Genomic DNA, 19,105 nt, shown 5'->3' with positions numbered 1-19,105 from the left:
GGGCCCTACCGGCCGGGTGGGTGGATGCGGCAAGATCTCCGGATGGAGAGCGTTCGTGATGTGCGTCAGTTGCCGAAGGCCCACCTGCACCTGCATTTCACCGGATCGATGCGGGCCACGACCCTGTTGGAGCTCGCCGACAAATACGGCGTGCATCTGCCGGAGGCGCTCAAGGGCGGTGAGCCGCCCCAGTTGCGGGCCACCGACGAGCGCGGCTGGTTCCGTTTCCAGCGGCTGTACGACATCGCGCGGTCCTGTCTGCGCTCGCCCGAGGACATCCAGCGGCTGGTGCGCGAGGCCGCCGAGGAGGACGTCAGGGACGGCGCGGGCTGGCTGGAGATCCAGGTCGACCCGACCTCGTACGCCCCGCGGCTGGGCGGGCTGATCCCGGCGCTGGAGATCATCCTGGACGCGGTGCGCAGCGCCTCCCAGGAGACCGGCCTCGGCATCCGCGTCCTGGTCGCGGCCAACCGCATGAAGCACCCGTTGGACGCCCGGACCCTGGCCCGCCTGGCGGTGCGCTACGCCGACCAGGGCGTCGTCGGATTCGGCCTGTCCAACGACGAACGCCGGGGATTCGCCAGGGACTTCGACCGCGCCTTCGCCATCGCCCGGGAGGGCGGCCTGCTGGCGGCGCCGCACGGCGGCGAGCTGTCGGGGCCCGCGAGCGTGCGGGACTGCCTGGACGATCTGCACGCCGGCCGGATCGGGCACGGCGTACGGGCCGCGGAGGACCCCAGGCTGCTGGGACGGCTGGCGGAGCGCGGCGTGACGTGTGAGGTGTGCCCGACGTCGAATGTGGCGCTGGGGGTGTACGAGAAGCAGGAGGACGTCCCGCTGCGGACGCTCTTCGACGCCGGGGTGCCGATGGCGCTGGGCGCGGACGACCCGCTGCTGTTCGGCGCACGGCTGGCCGCGCAGTACGACATCGCCCGCAGCGCGCACGGCTTCACGGACGCCGAACTCGCCGAGCTGGCCCGCCAGTCGGTCCGTGCCTCGCGCGCCCCGCAGGACGAGCGGCAGCGGCTGCTGACGGGCATCGACACCTGGCTGGCGGGCGACTAGCCGGCCGGGGACCAGGTGGCTGGGCTGCTGGGCTCTTGGGCGGCTAGAGGTCGACGCCGATCGTCACGGGTTCGTTGACGAGCGTGACGCCGAAGGCGGCCTGCACGCCGTCGCGGACCTCGCGGGCCAGAGCGAGCAGGTCCTCGGTGGTGGCCGCGCCGCGGTTGGTGAGCGCGAGGGTGTGCTTGGTGGAGATCCTGGCCGGGCCGCTGCCGTACCCCTTGGTGAAGCCGGCGCGGTCGATGAGCCAGGCCGCCGACGTCTTCACCCGGCCCTCCCCCGCCGGGAAGGCGGGCGGTGCGGTGTCGGGGCCGAGGCGGTCGTGGACGCGCCGCACGAAGGCGGCGTGCTCGTCCTCGGTGAGGATCGGGTTGGTGAAGAAGGAGCCGGCCGACCAGGTGTCGTGGTCGTCGGCGTCCAGCACCATGCCCTTGCCCGCGCGCAGCCGCAGGACGGTCTCGCGGGCGGCGGCCGCAGCGACGCGCTCACCGGCCTCGACGCCCAGGGCGCGGGCGGTCTCCAGGTACTTCAGCGGTGCGGACAGGCCGCCCGCGTCCTCCAGCTCGAACCGCACCCGCAGCACGACGAACCGCTCCGGGTCCTGCTTGAAGCGGCTGTGACGGTAGGAGAAGGCGCACTCCGCGTGCGGGATCGTGACGGTCTCGGCGATCCGGCGGTCGTAGGCCACGACCTCGGTGAGGGTGGCGGAGACCTCCTGGCCGTACGCGCCGACGTTCTGGATCGGGGTGGCGCCGGCCGATCCGGGGATGCCGGCCAGGCATTCGACACCGGCCAGTCCGGCCTCGACCGTGCGGGCGACGGCGTCCGACCAGTTCTCGCCCGCGGCGAGCGTCAGGGTCGTGCCGTCGAGCGCGAACCCGCGAGTGGCGATGCGCAGGGCCGTGCCGTCGAAGCCCTTGTCGCCGATGACGAGATTGCTGCCGCCGCCGATGATCAGCAGCGGGGTGCCGGCGTCGTCGGCGGCGCGGACCGCGGCGATGACCTCGTCGTCGGTGGTGGCCGTGACGAGGCGGGTGGCCGGGCCACCGAGCCGGAAGGTGGTCAGCGGGGCGAGGGGGGCGTCATGGAGTTCCTGCACGCGCCCAAGGGTACGGGGGCGGTCCGGCATCCCTCGCCGGACCGCCCCCGTACGCCGCGGGCTCAGGCGAGGCGGACCACGGCGCGGGACATGCCCAGCACCTTCTGGCCGTCGCTCATCGCGATGAGGTCGACCCGGACCGTACGGTCGTCGTCGTCCAGCTTGGCCGCGACCTTGCCGCTGACCTCGATGAGCGCGCCGGTGTCGTCATTGGGGACGACGACGGGCTTGGTGAAGCGCACGCCGTACTCGGCGACGGCGGCCGGGTCGCCGGCCCAGTCGGTGACCACACGGACCGCTTCGGCCATGGTGAACATGCCGTGGGCGATGACGTCGGGGAGCCCGACCTCCTTCGCGAACTTCTCGTTCCAGTGGATCGGGTTGAAGTCGCCGGAGGCGCCCGCGTAGCGGACGAGGGTGGCGCGGCTCACCGGGAAGGACTGTGCCGGGAGTTCGGTGCCGACCTCGACCTCGTCGTAGGAGATCTTCGCGGTCATCTCAGGCCTCCTCGGCGCGTCGGGCGACCAGCTTGGTGAAGGCGGTGACGACGTGTTCGCCCGCCTCGTCGTGCACCTCGCCGCGGATATCGATGATCTCGTTGCCCGCCATGGTCTTGATGGCCTCGATGGTGGAGGTGACCGAGAGCCGGTCCCCGGCGCGCACCGGCCGGGCGTAGGCGAACTTCTGGTCGCCGTGCACCACCCGGCTGTAGTCCAGCCCCAGTTGCGGGTCCTCGATGACCTGGCCCGCGGCCTTGAAGCTGATCGCGAACACAAAGGTCGGCGGCGCGATCACGTCGGCGTGGCCGAGGGCCTTGGCCGCCTCGGTGTCGGTGTAAGCGGGATTGCTGTCACCGATCGCCTCGGCGAATTCGCGGATCTTTTCCCGGCCGACCTCGTACGGGTCGGTGGGCGGGTACGTGCGTCCGACAAAAGACTGGTCGAGCGCCATGGGCTCGCAACCTCCCTGTACTGATGTGGATAACGCCGTGAGGCCGCCCCCAAAAAATGGGGACGGCCTCACGAACGAGCCTGTGTTATCGCGTCTCGCGGTGCGCAGTGTGCGAGTTGCAACGGGGGCAGTGCTTCTTCATCTCAAGACGGTCCGGGTCGTTACGCCGGTTCTTCTTGGTGATGTAGTTCCGCTCCTTGCACTCCACGCAGGCCAGCGTGATCTTCGGGCGGACGTCTGTGGCAGCCACGTGAGTGCTCCTTGACGGACGGATGAACGGATGAACGCATAAAAGAGTAGCCGATCGGAGGACCGACCCCACAATCGGCTACTGTCAGTAGCGGTGACCGGACTTGAACCGGTGACACAGCGATTATGAGCCGCTTGCTCTACCGACTGAGCTACACCGCTGTGATGCGAGTTGCACCTCGCCCGAGGGCGAGGTACCTCACACATCAGAGCCCCAATACGGAATCGAACCGTAGACCTTCTCCTTACCATGGAGACGCTCTGCCGACTGAGCTATTGGGGCGAGCGATGAAGACATTACACGGACGGCAGCCAAAGGTGAAATCCGTATCGGGGCCGTGCCCCAACGACCCCGCGCACCACACCGGTACGACTATTTCGCGCCTGCTCGAAGCTCTCCCGGTGGCCCCCTAGGCTCGGAAGAACGCTGCGTGATCTTGCACGCCCGTGCCTTCGAGGAGCGCGATGTCCGACAGCAGTTCACCGCAGCCACCGCCCCAGCCGGGCAAGCCGGAAAACCCCGGCCGGCCGACCGGCTCCGGCCGCCCGGCCAGGCCGGATACCGGTGCGCTGGTCCTGTGCGGCGCCCGGCTCGCCGACGGCCGCACGGTCGACGTCCTCCTCGCCGGCGGCCGCATCGAAGCCGTCGGCACCGCCGGAAGCCTCGCGCCCCAGGGCGCCCGCGTGGACCTCGCCGGATACCTCCTGCTCCCCGCCCCCGTCGAGCCGCACGCGCACTGCGACACCGCACTGACCGCGGACTCCGAGGGCCCCGCCTCCGACTCCCCCGAGGACGTCCAACGGCGCACGACGGAGGCCGCACTGCTGCAACTGGGGCACGGCGCCACGGCGTCCCGCAGCCACGTCCGGATCGGCGGCGTCCAGGGCCTGCGCTCGCTGGAAGCGGTGCTGCAGGCCCGCAGGTCGCTGCGCGGACTCGCCGACCTGGCGGCGGTCGCGGTGCCCCGGGTGCTGACCGGGGTGGCCGGGGCGGACGGGCTGGCGATGCTGCGGGACGCCGTGAAGATGGGCGCCTCCGTCATCGGCGGCTGCCCGGACCTCGACCCGGACCCGACGGGGTACGTCGAGGCCGTCCTGGAGCTGGCCGGGGAGCACGGCTGCCCGGTGGATCTGCACACGGACGGTGACGACCCGGGGCGGCTGTCCCGCTTTGCCACGATGGCCGGCGGGCTGCGGTCCGGCGTCGCCCTCGGGCCGTGCGCCGGGATGGCCCGGATGCCGCGCAGCGTGGCCGCCAGGGTCGCCGAACAGCTCGCCGCCGCCGACGTCACCGTCGTCTGCCTGCCGCAGGGCGACTGCACCGGCCTGGAGCGCTACGGCTCGCGGGTGTCACGGCCCGCGCCGGTGCGGCTGCTGCGCGCCGCCGGGGTGCGGGTCGCGGCCGGCAGCGGGGCGCTGCGCGATGTGGCCAACCCCGTGGGGCGTGGCGATCCCCTGGAGGCCGCGTATCTGCTGGCGTCCCTCGGGGAGGCCACACCGGAGGCCGCGTACGAGACGGTGAGTTCGGCCGCGCGGGCGACGCTGGGCCTGCCGGAGGTACGCGTCGAGGCGGGCTTCCCCGCCGAACTCCTCGCCGTACGCGGGGAACGCATCGCCGGGGTGCTGTCGCTGGCCTACAGCCGGATCGTGGTGCACCGGGGGCGGGTGGTCGCCCGCACCAGCGCGGTGCGGGAGTACTGCGACTCTGCGGCGGAGGTGGCGCTGGAGCTGCCCCGGCAGTCGCAGCGCTGAACGGGTTGCCCGGCGGGGCGTTGAGGTGGCTGTGGCGGGGTGGTGCGGGCCGCACCGGCCGGTCCCGCGCTGCCCGCGTCCGGTTCGGCGTACGGTCGGGATCATGCGCATTGTCATCGCAGGTGGACATGGTCAGATCGCGCTTCGGCTGGAGCGGTTGCTCGCCAAGCGCGGGGACGAGGTCGCGGGCATCATCCGCCGGCCGGAGCAGGCCGGCGACTTGCTGGCCGCGGGAGCCGAACCGGTGGTCTGCGACCTGGAGTCGGCGTCGGTGGAGGATGTCGCGCGGCATCTGGCGGAGGCGGACGCGGCCGTCTTCGCCGCCGGCGCGGGGCCGGGCAGCGGCAGCGACCGCAAGGACAGCGTGGACCGCGGCGCCGCGACGCTGTTCGCCGACGCGGCCGAGGCGGCGGGCGTACGCCGCTTCCTCGTCGTCTCGTCGATGGGCGCGGACCGCGAGCCCCCGGAGGGCACCGACCCGGTCTTCGCGTCCTATCTGCGCGCGAAGGGCGCGGCGGACAAGGACGTACGGGCCCGCGCCGGCCTGGACTGGACGATTCTGCGGCCGGGCCGGCTGACCGACGACCCCGGGACCGGCCTGGTGACCCTGGCCGACGCGACCGGACGTGGCGAGGTGACACGTGACGACGTGGCGGCCGCGCTGGCGGAACTGATCGGCGAGCCGGGCACGGTCGGCCGTTCGCTGGAACTGATCAACGGAGATGTGCCGGTGGCGGACGCCGTACGCGCCGTGGCGGCGCACTGAGCTGCGACGCGCGGCAGGGGCCCTCGGTGGCCTCGCCGCCCTCGTGACCTTCGTGGCCGCTCTCAGGTGTGCGGGCCGGGGGCCCTTCAGGAGGTGGGGGCTTCGGGCGTGATCGTGCGGCGGGCCGGAAAGCCGTGTGTCCGGGCGGCGGTCACCACGATCAGCACCGGTACGAGCAGCGCCAGCACGCTCCAGGGGAAGGCGGCGGAGCCGAGCAGACCGAGGAGGATGCCGCCGACGACTCCGCCGCCGGCCATCGCCACGTTCCACAGCGTGACGAGCATGGCCTGCGCGGCGTCCGCCGCCCCTCCCGCCGCGTCGCCCACGGCGGTCTGCAGCAGCGTCGGGGCGCCTCCCCAGCCGAGTCCCCACAGCGTCACCGCGACATAGACGGCGGCGGGGCTGTCGGCCAGGACGGCCAGCACGGCGGCGGCGACCGCGACCAGGAGGGTGCCGGCGAGGGTGAGGGAGCGCAGCCGGCGGTGAATCCGGGCGCCCACGATCCAGATGCTCACCAGGGAGGCGGCGCCGAAGACCAGCAGGACGAGGTCGGTGGAGCCGCCCATGCCGAGCCGGTCGAGGAACGTGGCGATGAAGGTGTAGAGGATCGTGTGGGCCAGCACGAAGACCAGGGTGACGAACAGGACCGGCGGCACACCGGGGATGCGCAGCGTCCGCAGTACCGGCATCCGTCCGCCCTTCCCCCGGCCGGGATGGTCCGGAACCGCCGCGGCGATCCATCCGAGCAGGACGACGGTGAGCCCGGTCATGCTCAGGAACGCCGTCCGCCAGCCAACTGCCGTACCGAGGAAGGTTCCTGCGGGCACTCCGAGCGACAGCGCGACGGGGATACCGGCCATGGCGATGGCGATCGCCCTGCCCTGCAGAGGGGCGGGCGCCAGGCGGCGGGCGTAGCCGGCCAGCAGTGCCCAGGCCAGGCCCGCGGCCACACCGGCGACGAACCGGGCCGCCATGGTCAGGGAGTAGTCCGCGGAGAGCGCGGTGACCGTATTGGCGGCGCCGAATCCGGCCATGGCCGTCAGCAGCAGGCGCTTGCGGCGCCACCCCGCGGTGGCGGTGGTCAGCGGGATCGCGGTGAGCGCGGTGCCGATGGCGTAGATCGTCACCGACTGGCCGGTCGCGGCCTCACTGACCTGCAGGTCCGCGCTCATCGCGGGCAGCAGTCCGGCGGGCAGCGTCTCGGTCAGGCTGGTGAGGAAGACGGCGGTGGCCAGCGCGAGCAGGGCGGTCAGCGGGAGCTTGCGGCTCCCGGCTCCGGAGGCGGCTTCCGTCCGGGCGGCGGATTCGGCAGGTGCGGTGGACTCGGCAGGTGCGGTGGATTCGGCAGCTGCGGTGGATTCGGCAGGGGGCGCGGATGCGGATCCGGAACGGGGTACGGATGCTGCGCGGGGTGAGGTGTGGTGTCGCATGGTCCGTATGGTCGAACCCTCACATTGATGTGAAGGTCAACGCGACGGAACGTGAGGGCGGTCACATGCGCATCGGAGTGCTGTCGGAACGCACCGGCACACCGCGGCGGTTGCTGCGCTACTACGAGGAGCAGGGGCTGATCGTCGCCGACCGCTCCCCCAACGGCTACCGCGATTACGACGAGTCCTGCGCGGACCGCGTCCTGCAGATCCGGGGCCTGCTCGACGCCGGCCTGCCGACCCGGATCATCAAACAGATCCTCCCCTGCCTCAACAAGCCCCGGATCATCCACTTCCCGGACGCGACACCGGAGATGATCGCCACCCTGCGGCACGAACGCGACCGGATGACCGAACGCGTGGAATGCCTGACCCGCAACCGCGACGCGATCGCCGAATACCTCGCCGCGGTCTGCGGCACCATCCGCCCGCCCGACGCCGCCCAGGGGCCGCCCCCGGCGAGGTGACGGGCCGAGGGGGCGGGCCGGACGGGACGGCGGGACGGGGCTGTGGGACGGGTCGGTGACGGGCCGGCGGGACGGGCCGTGCGTCGCGGCCGAAGAGAGACGCGCCATCCGCCCCCCTTCCGCCTACTTTTGACACATGGACAGCTCGCCACGTGACACTCCCGCCTCCGACCAGGCCAACCCGCTGTGCCGCCTCTCGCTGGAGCAGCTCCGGCGGCGTACGAGCATGAAGTGGCGCACCTACCCGGACGACGTACTGCCGCTGTGGGTCGCCGAGATGGACGTCCCGCTGGCCGAGCCGGTCGCGCGGGCGATCGTCGACGCCGTCACCCTCGGCGACACCGGCTATCCCGCCGGGACGGCATACGCCGAATCGCTCGCCGCGTTCGCGGCCCGGCGCTGGCACTGGGACGGGCTCGCGGTGGAGCGCACGGCGATCGTGCCCGACGTGATGCTGGGCATCGTCGAGATGCTGAAACTCATCTCGGAGCCGGCGGCGCCGGTCATCGTCAACTGCCCTGTCTACCCGCCGTTCTACCAGTTCATCGGCAACCTCGGCCGACCGGTCGTCGAGGCGCCGCTGGGTCAGCACGGACGGATCGACTTCGACGCGCTGGAGAAGGCGTTCGGGCAGGCCCGCACCAGCGGACGGCGGCCGGTGTACCTGCTGTGCAGCCCGCACAACCCGACCGGAACCGTGCACACCGCCCACGAGTTGGCGGACGTGGCAGCGCTGGCCCGTGCGTACGGCGTCCGGGTCGTGGCCGATGAGATCCACGCCCCGCTCGTGGCGGCCGGTGCGACCTTCGTGCCGTATCTGAGCGTCCCCGGGGCCGGGAACGGCCTGTCGCTGATGTCGGCGTCCAAGGCCTGGAACCTCGCCGGGCTCAAGGCCGCACTCGCCGTGGCCGGGCCCGACGCGGCCGACGACCTCGCGCGCCTCCCCGAAGAGGTCAGCCACGGCCCCAGCCACGTCGGCATCATCGCCCACACCGCCGCGCTCCGGGAGGGCGGCGACTGGCTCGACGCGCTGCTCACCGGCCTCGACCACAACCGCCGGCTGCTCGCCGGCCTCCTGGCCGAGCACCTGCCCGCCCTCCGCTACGAACCGGCCCAGGCCACGTTCCTCGCCTGGCTCGACTGCCGACCGCTGAACCTCCACGCCGACCCGGCCACCGTGTTCCTGGACCGCGGCCGCGTCGCCCTGAACTCCGGCCGCCCCTTCGGCACCGGGGGCACCGGCTTCGCCCGCCTGAATCTGGCCACCTCCCCGGACGTGCTCACGGAGGCGGTGCGGCGCATGGCGAGGGCGGTGGAATGACGGGCGCGGCCGCCCCACGTCGCGCGCCCTGGGGGACCTGGGGGCGCTGAGGGCCGCTCCACGCGCGACCGCCCGGCTCTGCGCGAGAGCCGGGGCGGTGCAGGGCTCCGAAGCCGGCCCTCCGGGACGGTCAGCCGATCCCAAGGAGCCGGGTGCCGTCCGGGTTCGGGGAGCACCTCCAGGGTCAGGATCACTCACGCGCAGTGCGGCGGCCGACGTAAGCCCGCATCGCCGCACTGCGAGCGGGCGCCCCTTCATCGCTGGATCGCCGCGAAGCGCACCGGAGTTACCTGCCAGGTGGCGGTCGGGGGCGCCCCGGGCGGACGAAGCGGCTTCTCAGCCGGCCAGGCGCCGTTACGGCCTTCGCCACGCGGGTCTCCCGCGGGCTCAGCTCAGGAGCGGGCGGTGGGAGGCGGGTCCCGGAACGCGCCCCACAGGTGCCCCGCACACCCTGATCGGCGTGCGACACAGGGTGAGACGGAGTGGTGAGACGGAGCGGGGAATAACCACCCGGCGGTGGCGGCCCCGGCATCACGACAGAAAAAAAGAGGTCCGTGACCAGCATTTACGCTGGTCACGGACCTCTTCTACACCTGTGGCGGCGCCAGGATTCGAACCTGGGAAGGCGAAGCCGGCAGATTTACAGTCTGCTCCCTTTGGCCGCTCGGGCACACCGCCAGGGTTTGCTGCCGGGAGTTCCGCTGTGGGCGGCGCTCTGTGGCAACGACGTAAACCATACCCGATGGCTGGGGGTGGTTCGCCACTCGATTGCGGAGCGCTTGATCATGGGCGGGTGGCTAGGCTTGCGGGGCGGCCCGGACAGGGCCGTACCCCTGACGGATCTACGTACGAGGAGCCAACTCAACATGGCCGACTCCAGTTTCGACATCGTCTCGAAGGTCGAGCGGCAGGAGGTCGACAACGCCCTCAACCAGGCCGCCAAGGAGATCTCGCAGCGCTACGACTTCAAGGGCGTGGGCGCGTCGATCGAGTGGTCGGGCGAGAAGATCGAGATGAAGGCCAACGCCGAGGAGCGGGTGAAGGCCGTACTCGACATCTTCCAGTCCAAGCTGATCAAGCGCGGGATCTCGTTGAAGGCGCTGGACGCCGGCGAGCCGCAGGCCTCGGGCAAGGAGTACAAGATCTTCGCCTCCATCGAGGAGGGGATCTCGCAGGACAACGCGAAGAAGGTCGCCAAGATCATCCGCGACGAGGGCCCGAAGGGCGTCAAGGCGCAGGTGCAGGGCGATGAACTGCGGGTCAGCTCGAAGAGCCGGGATGACCTGCAGACCGTGCAGCAGCTGCTCAAGGGCCAGGATCTGGATTTCGCGATCCAGTTCGTGAACTACCGGTAGCCCTGTAGGTGGCGCAGCCGGCGGTAGGTGTGAGCCGGCTGACGAGCGTGGTCGGGTGGGGCGGTGTGCCGTGGGCGCACCGCCCCACCGGCGTCAGCGGGTGGCGAAGGGCTGGTCGGTGGAGACGATGTCGCGGCCGAGGGGCATCAGCGAGATGGGGATCATCTTGAAGTTGGCGATGCCGAAGGGGATGCCGATGATCGTGACGCACAGGGCGATGCCGGTGACGATGTGCCCCAGGGCCAGCCACCAGCCCGCGAAGATGATCCAGATGACGTTGCCGATGGCAGATCCGGCGCCGGAGTCGTGGCGTACGACGGTGGTGCGGCCGAAGGGCCACAGGGCGTAGGCCGCCATCCGGAAGGACGCGATGCCGAAGGGGATCGTGATGATCAGGATGCAGCAGATGATGCCCGCGGCGATGTAGCCGAGCGCCAGCCAGAAGCCGCTGAGGATCAGCCAGAGGATGTTGAGAAGGAACTTCATGATCGGCAGCCTTCCACGGGCACGGCAGAGAGAGTGAATGTGTCTGCCCTGCTGGACGCTCCGGACCGGGTGAAACGTTGCGCGGAGGCGGGAGCCGGCGGCGGGGCGCGGTTCAGGGGCGGTGGCCCGCCTGCTGTTCCAGGCGGGCGATGCGTTCGCTCATCGGGGGGTGGGTGGAGAAGAGCCTGGACATGCCGTCACCGGCCCGGAACGGGTTGGCGATCATCATGTGGCCTGCGGTTTCGAGGCGCGGCTCGGGCGGCAGCGGGAGCTCCTGGGTGCCTCTCTCCAGCTTACGCAGCGCGGAGGCGAGGGCGAGTGGATCGCCGGTGAGCTGGGCTCCCGAGGCGTCCGCCTGGTATTCGCGGGAGCGGCTGACGGCGAGCTTGATGAGGCCGGCCGCGACCGGGCCGAGGATCATGATCAGCAGCATGCCCAGGATGCCGGGGCCCTCGTCGTCGTCGGAGCGGCCTATGGGGATCAGCCAGGCGAAGTTGACCAGGAACATCACCACCGAGGCGAGGGCTCCCGCGACGGAGGAGATGAGGATGTCGCGGTTGTAGACGTGGCTCAGCTCATGGCCGATGACGCCGCGCAGCTCGCGTTCGTCGAGGAGCTGGAGGATGCCGTCGGTGCAGCAGACCGCGGCGTTCCGGGGGTTGCGGCCGGTCGCGAAGGCGTTGGGGGCCTGGGTCGGGGAGATGTAGAGCCGCGGCATGGGCTGGCGGGCGGTGGTGGAGAGCTCGCGGACCATGCGGTAGAGCTGCGGGGCCTCGAACTCGCTGACCGGGCGGGCGCGCATGGCTTTGAGGGCGAGTTTGTCGCTGTTCCAGTACGCGTAGGCGTTGGTGCCCAGGGCGACGAGGACGGCGATGATCAGGCCCGTACGGCCGAAGAGGCCGCCGATGACGATGATGAGTGCGGACAGTCCCCCGAGGAGTACGGCGGTCTTGAGCCCGTTGTGCCGGCGGTGCACGGCAGCCCTCCAAGCGGTGCGGCAGGGGAACCCTTGGCTTCGTTTCTCCACTCTCCAGTGGACCCTTACTCACTGGTCAACGCGAGATGGGGAAGGCTGGTTCCCTTGTGCACGCGCCACGGGCCGGGCAGGCGCGGTGCGGCGCCGGGCGGGGCGCGGTGGGCGCCGGGCGGGGGTGTGCCGCCGTATGGGTGGTGTGGCGCCGTGCGGACGGCCGGGGCGTCGTACAGGGCCGGTCAGGATGCCGGGCGGGAGTTAGAGGAGCGCCCCGGAGGCGAAGCGGAGGACCAGCTGCGGCGCGCCGGAGAGGGCGATGCCGAGGACGGCGGCCAGGGCGATGGCGGTGGTGAGGGCGGCCGGGGTCCGGGGGTGCGCGGGGCGGTCGGCCGCCGCTGTCCCGTCGGCCGCCACGGGCTGCGTGGCTCCGTTGCCGCGGAACAGCACGGTGGTCCACTGGAGGTAGTAGTAGAGGGCGATCACGACGTTGATGGCCATGATCACGGCGAGCCAGCCCAGGCCCGCGTCGACGGCCGCGGAGAAGACCGTGACCTTCGCGAAGAGGCCGATGATGCCCGGGGGCAGACCGGCGAGGCAGAGCAGGAAGAAGCCGAGGGCGAGGGCGGCCAGGGGGCGGCGGGCGTACAGGCCGCGGTAGTCGCTGATGCGGTTGGCGGGGCTCGTACGTGCCACCAGGGCGGCGACGGCGAAGGCGCCGAGGTTCACCGCCGCGTACATCAGCGCGTAGGCGACGGTGGAGCCGATGGCGTGCGCCGGGTCGTCGGCGTAACCGGCCGCCCCGATGGGGACCAGGAGGTAGCCGGCCTGGCCTACGGAGGACCAGGCGAGCAGGCGTACGGCGCTGTGGGCGCGGTCCGGGTTCTGGCGGAGGGCGGCGACGTTGCCGACGGTCATGGTGAGCGCGGCTAGCACGGCCAGCGCCGGGCCCCAGACGTGTGCGTACGAGGGGAAGCCCTGGACCGTGACGAGGATCAGGCCGGAGAAGCCGACGGCCTTGCCGACCACGGAGAGGTAGGCGGCGATCGGGAGCGGCGCGCCGACGTAGGTGTCGGGGACCCAGAAGTGGAAGGGGGCCGCCGCCGTCTTGAAGGCGAAGCCGACGAGGGTGAGGGCGACGCCGGCGGTCGCGAGGGTGGCGAGCCGGGGGTCGGGGAGGTCCGTGAGGGTGTGCGCCACCCTGGAGAGGTGGAGGCTGCCGGTGGCCGCGTACAGGAAGCTCACGCCGAGCAGCATCACGGCGGTGGCCGCCACCGAGGACAGGAAGAACTTGAGGGCCGCCTCCGAGGAGAGCCGGTCGCCGCGGCGCAGGCCGACCAGCGCGAACGCGGGCAGCGAGGCGACTTCGAGGGCGATGACCAGGGTGGCGAGGTCCCGGGAGGCGGGCAGCAGGGCCGCGCCGGCCGCCGAGGAGAGCAGCAGGAACCAGTATTCGCCGGCGGGCAGGCCGTGGTCCTTGACGGTGTCGACGGAGAGCAGCGCGGTCAGCAACGCACCGGCGATCACCAGGAATTGGATGACCAGCGCGAACGGGTCGGCGGCGTAGCTGCACACGTCCGGGTGGCCGGTCAGGCAGAAGGTGCGGCGGTCGCCGCCCAGGAGCGGCAGCAGGGACAGCGCGGCGAGCGCGAGGCCGCCGATCGTGAGCAGGCCCAGCAGCGGCTTCCGGGCGGCGGGCAGGAAGAGATCGGCGACGAGCACGACGAGGGCGAGCGCGGCCGTAACGGTGGGCGGCGCGATGGCGAGCCAGTCGATGGACTGGACCAGAGAGGTCATCGAGCTCATCACTTACCGCCTCCGAGAAGCTGCTGGACGGCCGGGTCGGTGAGGCCGAGGAGGGCCGCGGGCCACAGTCCGGCGAGGACGGTGAGGACGGCGAGGGGGGTCCAGGCCGCGTATTCATGGCGCGCGATGTCGGGGATGACGGGGCCCGGTTCGGCCGGGCGCACGGTGGTGGCCTCGGCCGGGGTGGCGATGCCTTCCTCGACGGCGGGGACGGCTTCCTCGACGGCTGGGGTGCCGCCCATGCAGACGCGGCGGACGACGAGCAGCAGATACGCGGCGGTCAGCAGGGTGCCGATGCCGGCCAGCACCATGAAGGTGAGGAAGGCGGGGCGGCTGAGGCCGGCGGCGGGCCGGAAGGCGCCGAACATCGCGAGCATCTCGCCCCAGAATCCGGCGAGTCCCGGGATGCCCAGGGAGGCGACGGCGCCGAAGGCGAGGAGGCCGCCGAAGCGCGGGGCCCTGCCGTACAGGGCGGCGCCCGTGGTCCCGGCGAGGGTGTCGAGGTCGGTGCTGCCGTAGCGGTCCTTGAGGGCGCCGACCATGAAGAAGAGCAGGCCGGTGATCAGGCCGTGCGCGATGTTGGCGAACAGTGCGCCGTTGACGCCGGTGGGGGTCAGGCTGGCGATGCCGAGCAGGACGAAGCCCATGTGGCCGACGGAGCTGTACGCGATCAGCCGCTTGAGGTCGCCCTTGGCGCCCCGGCGGACCAGCGCGAGGCAGGCCAGCGATCCGTAGATGATGCCGACGGCGGCGAGCGCCGCGAGATACGGCGCGAAGGTGTGCATGCCTTCGGGCGCGATCGGCAGGGCGATGCGTACGAAGCCGTACGTGCCCATCTTCAGCAGCACACCGGCCAGCAGCACCGAGCCGACGGTGGGGGCGGCGGTGTGCGCGTCGGGCAGCCAGCTGTGCAGCGGCCACATCGGGGCCTTGACGGCCAGGCCGAGGCCGATCGCGAGCACCGCGACGAGCTGAACGGTGTGGCTGAGCTGGGATTTCGGGCCGTTGTCAGTGGCGAGTGCCACCATGTCGAAGGTGCCGGATTTCACGCCGATGAGGAGGAGGCCGAGCAGCATCACGACGGAGCCGAGCAGCGTGTAGAGGATGAACTTCCAAGCGGCCGCCTGCTTTTGCGCACCGCCCCAGCGGGCGATGAGGAAGTACATCGGGATGAGGACCATCTCGAAGGCGAGGAAGAACAGCATCAGGTCGAGGACGGCGAAGGTGGCGAGGGTGCCGGCCTCCAGGAGCAGCAGCAGGGCGACAAATGCCTTGGGTGACGGGCCCGTTGGCATGTGGAAGTAGGAGTAGAGCGCGCAGAGGAAGGTCAGCAGCGCGGTCAGGACGACAAGGGGGAGCGAGATGCCGTCGACGCCGAGGTGGATGCGGATGTCGAGCGCCGGGATCCAGCTGATGTCGGTGGTGGCCTGCATACGGGCCGGGTGGTCGTGGTCGAAGCCGGCGGCCAGCGCGATGGACGCGGCGAGGACGACACCGGTGACGGTCACACCGTGGCGGAGTACGGCCTGGTCGGGGTTGCGGCCCCGGAGACCGGGCGGCGGGGGCAGCAGGGCTCCGAGCGCGCCCAGCAGGGGGAGCACGACGAGCGCCGCGAGGAGGAGTTGCAGAGCGGTGGGGTTCACGGGTCAGGCCCTCCTCAGGGGTTCGGCTCCGGCGAGCGTGGCCGCGAGGGGTGCCGGCAGGCGGTGCGGGGTGCGTGCCCCGGGGGTTTGCAGCATCGGTCAGGCTCCCGTGCCCGTAGCGACGAGGACGGCGGCGATGGCCAGCACGAGCGAACCCGCGATCAGGGCACCGAGGTAGGTCTGCACGTTTCCGGTCTGGGCGCGGCGGACGGCGGCACCCAGCAGCCGCGGGGCGAGGCCCGCGCCGCGGACGTAGGTGTCCACGACCTCGCGGTCGAGGAAGCGGACGAGCTTCGCCGCGGCGCGTACGGGCCGTACGAACAGGGCGGAGTAGACCGCGTCGAGGTGGAAGCCGACGGCGGCGTGGGGATGCAGCGGGCCGAGGAGGAGGCGGCCCGGGTCCGCGGGGTCGGCGGCGCCGGCGATGTTGCCGTAGGCCGGGGTGTGGGAGGCGATGGCCAGTTCCTCGGAGACCGCGGGCGCGGCGTCCGGGGCGACGGCCACGGCTCCCATGGGGGTGCCGGCGGCGAGCGCCGTGGTGTGCCGCCAGGCCGCGTAGGTGACCAGGCCGCCGACGAGGGCGATGCCGGTCCCCAGGACGGAGGTGGTGAGTGTCGGGGTGAGCGAGCGCCCGTCGAACCAGTCGGGCAGGAAGGGGGCTGCCAGGCCGAGCGCGGCCGTGGGGAGGAAGAGCACCCACAGCACGACGTTCATGACGACGGGCTGCGGTCCGTGGTCGGGGGCCTCGGTGCCCTTGCCCTTGAAGGCGAGCAGCCAAAGGCGGGTGGCGTAGCCCGCGGTGAGGAGGGCGGTGAGCAGACCGGAGATCAGTACGGTCCAGCCGGCGGCGCCGGGGATGCCCTGCACGTCACCGGAGGCCGCGTGTTCGGCGGCGCCCAGGACGGCTTCCTTGGAGAAGAAGCCGGCGAACGGCGGGATCGCGGCGAGAGCCAGCAGGGCGACGGTGACCGTCCAGAAGGCGTCCGGGACGCGCCGGGACAGGCCGCTCATCCGGGACATGGCGGCCAGCGAGTTGGTGCCCGCGGCGTGGATGATCACGCCCGCGCCGAGGAAGAGGAGGGCCTTGAACGCACCGTGCGCGATGAGGTGGAAGACCGCGGCACCGCGGTCGCCCACGGCCAGCGCACCGGTCATGTAGCCGAGCTGCCCGACCGTCGAATAGGCCAGCACCCGCTTGATGTCGTCCTGGGCGAGCGCGGCGAGCCCCGAGCCGACCATGGTGATCGCGGCCATCACGGCGAGCACGACCATCGCGGCCGCGGAGGCGGCGAAGACCGGAAGGAGACGCGCCACGACATAGACACCGGCCGCGACCATCGTCGCGGCGTGGATCAGCGCCGAGACGGGCGTCGGGCCGGCCATCGCGTCCGGCAGCCAGGTGTGCAGCGGGAACTGCGCCGACTTGCCCGCCACTCCGGCCAGCAGCAGCAGCGCGATCAGGGTCGGGTGGTCCAGTCCGTCGCGGGCGACGGAGCCGAGGATGCCGCTGATGCGGAAGGTCCCGGTGTCGGCGGCCAGCGCGAAGATGCCGAAGAGGAAGGGGACGTCACCGAGCTTCGTGACGAGGAAGGCCTTGAGGGACGCGGCGCGTGCGGCCTCGGTCTCCCAGTAGTGGCCGACGAGGAAGTACGAGCAGATGCCCATGATTTCCCAGCCGACCAGCAGCACCATCAGATCGCCGGTGTAGACGACCAGCAGCATCGCTGAGGTGAAGAGCGAGACCAGCGCGGCGTAGGAGGGGTAGCGCGGATCGTCGCGCAGATAGCCCGTGGAGTAGAGCTGCACGCAGGTCGCGACGACACCGACGAGGACGGCGATCAGCGCGGCGAAGCCGTCGATGTGCAGCGCCAGGTCGATGGGGATCGAGCCGGTCGGGGTGAGCCGGGTGGCGACGTCGGTGGCCGGGCCGCCGCCCTGGTCGACGGCGACGGAGATGGCGAGCGCGGCCGCGGCGAGCGTCGGCAGGATGGCCAACGGCCGGACGAACCCTGGCGTACGGCGCCCCAGCAGGAGGCCCGCGACGGCCCCGAGGAAGGGCAGGAGGGGAACGAGGACGGCGGTGGTCGTGAGCGTCACGCGGTGGCCTCCGCCTCGGTGTCCGGCTGCGGCTGCTGCGGGTCCCGGTCCGCCGCGCCCGCTTCGCCCGCCTTCTCGGCGAGGTCACGGAGCCGGTCGATGTCGGAGCTGCCGCGGTTGCGGTAGACGAGCAGCACGATCGCCAGGCCGATGCCGATCTCGGCGGCGGCGACGGCGATGGTGAAAAGGGTGAGCGCCTGGCCGGCGTGCAGGGCGTCGCGCAGCCAGACGTCGAAGGCGACGAGGTTGAGGTTGACGGCGTTGAGCATCAGCTCGACGGACATCAGCACCAGGATCGCGTTGCGGCGGGCGAGCACGCCGTACAGACCGACGCAGAAGAGGAGGACGGCGAGGACCGCGGGATAGGCGAGATGCATCAGCGCTGCTCCTCTCGCGGGGCGGGGGTGGAGGTGCCGGCGCTGACGGGGGTGTCGCCGTCGCCCTTCCGCCGGGAGAGCACGATCGCGCCGACGAGCGCGGCCAGCAGCAGCACGGACAGCGCCTCGAAGGGCAGCACCCAGTGCTGGAAGAGGCTGCGCCCGGAGGCCGCGGTGGAGCCCTGCACAGCACCGTCGAGGTTGATCCAAGTGGCCCGGAAGGCGTCGACCACCACCCAGACCAGGGCCGCCGCCGAGGCGATCGCCACCGCGAGGGCCGCCCAGCGGTTGCCCGAATCGGCGTCCGGGGAGCGTCCGATGGGCGCCTTGGTGAGCAGCAGTCCGAAGAGGAGGAGGACGACGACGGAGCCGACGTAGATCAGGACCTGGACCCAGGCGATGAACTCCGCGGTCAGCAGCAGGTATTCGACCGCGATACCGCCGAGGGCGACCACCAGCCACAGCGCGGCGTGCACCAGTTGCTTGGTGGTGACGGTCACCAGGGCCGCGCCGAGGGTGACGATGCCGACGAGGACGAACGCGATCTCGACCCCGGTGGGCGAGAGGAAACCGTGCCCGGAGGCGGAGGCCGGGGCAGCCAGGGAGGCAGCGGCCGGGGCGGACGCGAACATCATGACTCCTCCCCCGGCTCGGCCTGCTCGGCTTCCTGCTCGGCTTCCTGCCGGGCCCGTTCCTGGGCGGCGAGTTTGTCCGCCGCCTTGCGAGCGGCCGCGATCTCCTTGGGCTCTTCGGCTGCCGGGTCGAGCGCGGGCGGCTCGGGCACCGTCCACATCCATTCGCGCAGCTTGTCGCGCTCGTGGGTCAGCTCGTGGATGTCCGTCTCGGCGTACTCGAACTCCGGGGACCAGAAGAGCGCGTCGAAGGGACAGACCTCGATGCAGATACCGCAGTACATGCACAGCGCGAAGTCGATCGCGAAGCGGTCCAGCACATTGCGGCTGCGCTCCCGGCCTCCGGGGGCGGCCGGCGGCACCGTCTCCTTGTGGGAGTCGATGTAGATGCACCAGTCCGGGCATTCACGGGCGCACAGCATGCAGACCGTGCAGTTCTCCTCGAACAGCCCGATGACGCCACGGGTACGCGGCGCGAGGTCGGGCTGCACGTCCGGGTACTGCTGGGTGACGGTCCGCTTCGTCATCGTCCGAAGGGTCACGGCCAGGCCCTTGGCGAGCCCGGACCCGGGAAATCCGGACTTCTTGGCCGACGGCTGGTGGCCGTGCCCCTGGCTCCGGCCATCGCTGTGACTGTGG

Annotated in this window: 19 protein-coding genes and 3 tRNA genes; 6 read left to right on the top strand and 16 right to left on the bottom strand. The window is 71.7% G+C overall.

Annotated features, from left to right (window positions below):
- Positions 1-42: 42 nt before the first annotated feature.
- Entirely contained in the window at positions 43-1,065 is a 1,023-nt protein-coding gene (locus ACIRQ7_RS25010; RefSeq protein WP_404264990.1) for an adenosine deaminase, read from the top strand.
- A 43-nt stretch (positions 1,066-1,108) separates the two neighbouring features.
- Here ACIRQ7_RS25010 and ACIRQ7_RS25005 read toward each other — a convergent pair whose 3' ends face one another.
- The 6 genes from ACIRQ7_RS25005 to ACIRQ7_RS24980 form a co-directional block, all read right to left on the bottom strand.
- Positions 1,109-2,164: a UDP-N-acetylmuramate dehydrogenase gene (locus tag ACIRQ7_RS25005; RefSeq protein ID WP_404264989.1), complete on the bottom strand. Its 1,056-nt coding sequence runs from the start codon at positions 2,162-2,164 to the stop codon at positions 1,109-1,111.
- A 62-nt stretch (positions 2,165-2,226) separates the two neighbouring features.
- Entirely contained in the window at positions 2,227-2,661 is a 435-nt protein-coding gene (locus ACIRQ7_RS25000) for a MaoC family dehydratase (protein ID WP_401474410.1), read from the bottom strand.
- Position 2,662: 1 nt separating this feature from the next.
- Positions 2,663-3,115, bottom strand: a complete 453-nt coding sequence (locus ACIRQ7_RS24995; RefSeq protein WP_404264988.1) for a MaoC family dehydratase N-terminal domain-containing protein — start codon at positions 3,113-3,115, stop codon at positions 2,663-2,665.
- 85 nt (positions 3,116-3,200) lie between these two features.
- Positions 3,201-3,365 (bottom strand): 50S ribosomal protein L33, encoded by a 165-nt coding sequence (gene rpmG / locus ACIRQ7_RS24990; RefSeq protein ID WP_006604855.1) that lies wholly within the window; start codon positions 3,363-3,365, stop codon positions 3,201-3,203.
- A gap of 88 nt (positions 3,366-3,453) precedes the next feature.
- Positions 3,454-3,526 (bottom strand) — tRNA-Met (locus ACIRQ7_RS24985).
- A 48-nt stretch (positions 3,527-3,574) separates the two neighbouring features.
- Positions 3,575-3,647 (bottom strand) — tRNA-Thr (locus ACIRQ7_RS24980).
- 182 nt (positions 3,648-3,829) lie between these two features.
- Here ACIRQ7_RS24980 and ACIRQ7_RS24975 point away from each other — a divergent pair.
- Both ACIRQ7_RS24975 and ACIRQ7_RS24970 read left to right on the top strand, forming a co-directional pair.
- Positions 3,830-5,116 carry an amidohydrolase family protein gene (locus tag ACIRQ7_RS24975; protein ID WP_403673386.1) on the top strand — a complete coding sequence of 429 codons (1,287 nt, stop codon included), beginning with the start codon at positions 3,830-3,832 and terminating at the stop codon, positions 5,114-5,116.
- A gap of 103 nt (positions 5,117-5,219) precedes the next feature.
- A complete protein-coding gene (locus ACIRQ7_RS24970) occupies positions 5,220-5,882 on the top strand; it encodes an SDR family oxidoreductase (protein ID WP_401474401.1) in 663 nt (220 codons plus the stop codon).
- Positions 5,883-5,968: 86 nt separating this feature from the next.
- On the opposite strand, the gene ACIRQ7_RS24965 is transcribed toward ACIRQ7_RS24970, so the two are convergent.
- A complete protein-coding gene (locus tag ACIRQ7_RS24965) occupies positions 5,969-7,312 on the bottom strand; it encodes an MFS transporter (protein ID WP_404264987.1) in 1,344 nt (447 codons plus the stop codon).
- Between the two features lie 65 nt (positions 7,313-7,377).
- Between ACIRQ7_RS24965 and ACIRQ7_RS24960 the strand changes: the two genes are divergently transcribed.
- Together ACIRQ7_RS24960 and ACIRQ7_RS24955 are read left to right on the top strand one after the other, a co-directional pair.
- Entirely contained in the window at positions 7,378-7,779 is a 402-nt protein-coding gene (locus ACIRQ7_RS24960; protein WP_404264986.1) for a MerR family transcriptional regulator, read from the top strand.
- Positions 7,780-7,915: 136 nt separating this feature from the next.
- Positions 7,916-9,100 carry a MalY/PatB family protein gene (locus ACIRQ7_RS24955; protein ID WP_404264985.1) on the top strand — a complete coding sequence of 395 codons (1,185 nt, stop codon included), beginning with the start codon at positions 7,916-7,918 and terminating at the stop codon, positions 9,098-9,100.
- A gap of 596 nt (positions 9,101-9,696) precedes the next feature.
- On the opposite strand, the gene ACIRQ7_RS24950 is transcribed toward ACIRQ7_RS24955, so the two are convergent.
- Positions 9,697-9,778: transfer RNA gene (locus ACIRQ7_RS24950), tRNA-Tyr, on the bottom strand.
- A gap of 188 nt (positions 9,779-9,966) precedes the next feature.
- On the opposite strand from ACIRQ7_RS24950, the gene ACIRQ7_RS24945 reads away from it, so the two are divergent.
- Entirely contained in the window at positions 9,967-10,455 is a 489-nt protein-coding gene (locus tag ACIRQ7_RS24945) for a YajQ family cyclic di-GMP-binding protein (protein ID WP_401474396.1), read from the top strand.
- 93 nt (positions 10,456-10,548) lie between these two features.
- Here ACIRQ7_RS24945 and ACIRQ7_RS24940 read toward each other — a convergent pair whose 3' ends face one another.
- From ACIRQ7_RS24940 to ACIRQ7_RS24905, 8 genes are all read right to left on the bottom strand, one after another.
- Positions 10,549-10,941 (bottom strand): YccF domain-containing protein, encoded by a 393-nt coding sequence (locus ACIRQ7_RS24940; protein ID WP_401474393.1) that lies wholly within the window; start codon positions 10,939-10,941, stop codon positions 10,549-10,551.
- 112 nt (positions 10,942-11,053) lie between these two features.
- Complete coding sequence (htpX, locus tag ACIRQ7_RS24935) at positions 11,054-11,917, bottom strand: zinc metalloprotease HtpX (protein ID WP_401474390.1); 864 nt, start codon at positions 11,915-11,917, stop codon at positions 11,054-11,056.
- A gap of 255 nt (positions 11,918-12,172) precedes the next feature.
- Positions 12,173-13,717, bottom strand: coding sequence for an NADH-quinone oxidoreductase subunit N (locus ACIRQ7_RS24930; protein ID WP_404264984.1), 1,545 nt, complete (start codon positions 13,715-13,717; stop codon positions 12,173-12,175).
- Positions 13,717-15,360: a NuoM family protein gene (locus ACIRQ7_RS24925; protein ID WP_404264983.1), complete on the bottom strand. Its 1,644-nt coding sequence runs from the start codon at positions 15,358-15,360 to the stop codon at positions 13,717-13,719. Before ACIRQ7_RS24925 ends, ACIRQ7_RS24930 begins: the two co-directional genes overlap by 1 nt.
- Before the next feature lie 99 nt (positions 15,361-15,459).
- Entirely contained in the window at positions 15,460-17,457 is a 1,998-nt protein-coding gene (locus ACIRQ7_RS24920; RefSeq protein WP_404264982.1) for an NADH-quinone oxidoreductase subunit L, read from the bottom strand.
- Positions 17,454-17,834 (bottom strand): NADH-quinone oxidoreductase subunit NuoK, encoded by a 381-nt coding sequence (gene nuoK, locus ACIRQ7_RS24915; RefSeq protein WP_404264981.1) that lies wholly within the window; start codon positions 17,832-17,834, stop codon positions 17,454-17,456. The genes ACIRQ7_RS24920 and nuoK overlap by 4 nt, the downstream gene beginning before the upstream one ends.
- Positions 17,834-18,466 carry an NADH-quinone oxidoreductase subunit J gene (locus tag ACIRQ7_RS24910; protein ID WP_404265281.1) on the bottom strand — a complete coding sequence of 211 codons (633 nt, stop codon included), beginning with the start codon at positions 18,464-18,466 and terminating at the stop codon, positions 17,834-17,836. Before ACIRQ7_RS24910 ends, nuoK begins: the two co-directional genes overlap by 1 nt.
- Entirely contained in the window at positions 18,466-18,993 is a 528-nt protein-coding gene (locus tag ACIRQ7_RS24905) for a 4Fe-4S binding protein (protein WP_404265280.1), read from the bottom strand. Before ACIRQ7_RS24905 ends, ACIRQ7_RS24910 begins: the two co-directional genes overlap by 1 nt.
- Positions 18,994-19,105: the final 112 nt, after the last annotated feature.

Origin of the sequence: Streptomyces sp. NPDC101393 (genome assembly GCF_044767385.1) — a bacterium.
Taxonomy (GTDB): domain Bacteria; phylum Actinomycetota; class Actinomycetes; order Streptomycetales; family Streptomycetaceae; genus Streptomyces.
Note: the sequence above shows the minus strand (reverse complement) of the source record. Positions and strands in the feature narration are given on the sequence as shown.

Coding starts and splice junctions, on each gene's coding strand:
- ACIRQ7_RS25010 (WP_404264990.1), top strand. CDS start 43: ATGGAGAGCGTTCGTGATGTGCGTCAGTTGCCGAAGGCCCACCTGCAC.
- ACIRQ7_RS24960 (WP_404264986.1), top strand. CDS start 7,378: ATGCGCATCGGAGTGCTGTCGGAACGCACCGGCACACCGCGGCGGTTG.
- ACIRQ7_RS24940 (WP_401474393.1), bottom strand. CDS start 10,941: ATGAAGTTCCTTCTCAACATCCTCTGGCTGATCCTCAGCGGCTTCTGG.
- ACIRQ7_RS24945 (WP_401474396.1), top strand. CDS start 9,967: ATGGCCGACTCCAGTTTCGACATCGTCTCGAAGGTCGAGCGGCAGGAG.
- ACIRQ7_RS24905 (WP_404265280.1), bottom strand. CDS start 18,993: ATGACGAAGCGGACCGTCACCCAGCAGTACCCGGACGTGCAGCCCGAC.
- ACIRQ7_RS24975 (WP_403673386.1), top strand. CDS start 3,830: ATGTCCGACAGCAGTTCACCGCAGCCACCGCCCCAGCCGGGCAAGCCG.
- ACIRQ7_RS24970 (WP_401474401.1), top strand. CDS start 5,220: ATGCGCATTGTCATCGCAGGTGGACATGGTCAGATCGCGCTTCGGCTG.
- ACIRQ7_RS24955 (WP_404264985.1), top strand. CDS start 7,916: ATGGACAGCTCGCCACGTGACACTCCCGCCTCCGACCAGGCCAACCCG.
- nuoK (WP_404264981.1), bottom strand. CDS start 17,834: ATGCATCTCGCCTATCCCGCGGTCCTCGCCGTCCTCCTCTTCTGCGTC.
- ACIRQ7_RS25000 (WP_401474410.1), bottom strand. CDS start 2,661: ATGACCGCGAAGATCTCCTACGACGAGGTCGAGGTCGGCACCGAACTC.
- ACIRQ7_RS24910 (WP_404265281.1), bottom strand. CDS start 18,466: ATGTTCGCGTCCGCCCCGGCCGCTGCCTCCCTGGCTGCCCCGGCCTCC.
- ACIRQ7_RS24995 (WP_404264988.1), bottom strand. CDS start 3,115: ATGGCGCTCGACCAGTCTTTTGTCGGACGCACGTACCCGCCCACCGAC.
- ACIRQ7_RS24930 (WP_404264984.1), bottom strand. CDS start 13,717: ATGAGCTCGATGACCTCTCTGGTCCAGTCCATCGACTGGCTCGCCATC.
- ACIRQ7_RS24965 (WP_404264987.1), bottom strand. CDS start 7,312: ATGCGACACCACACCTCACCCCGCGCAGCATCCGTACCCCGTTCCGGA.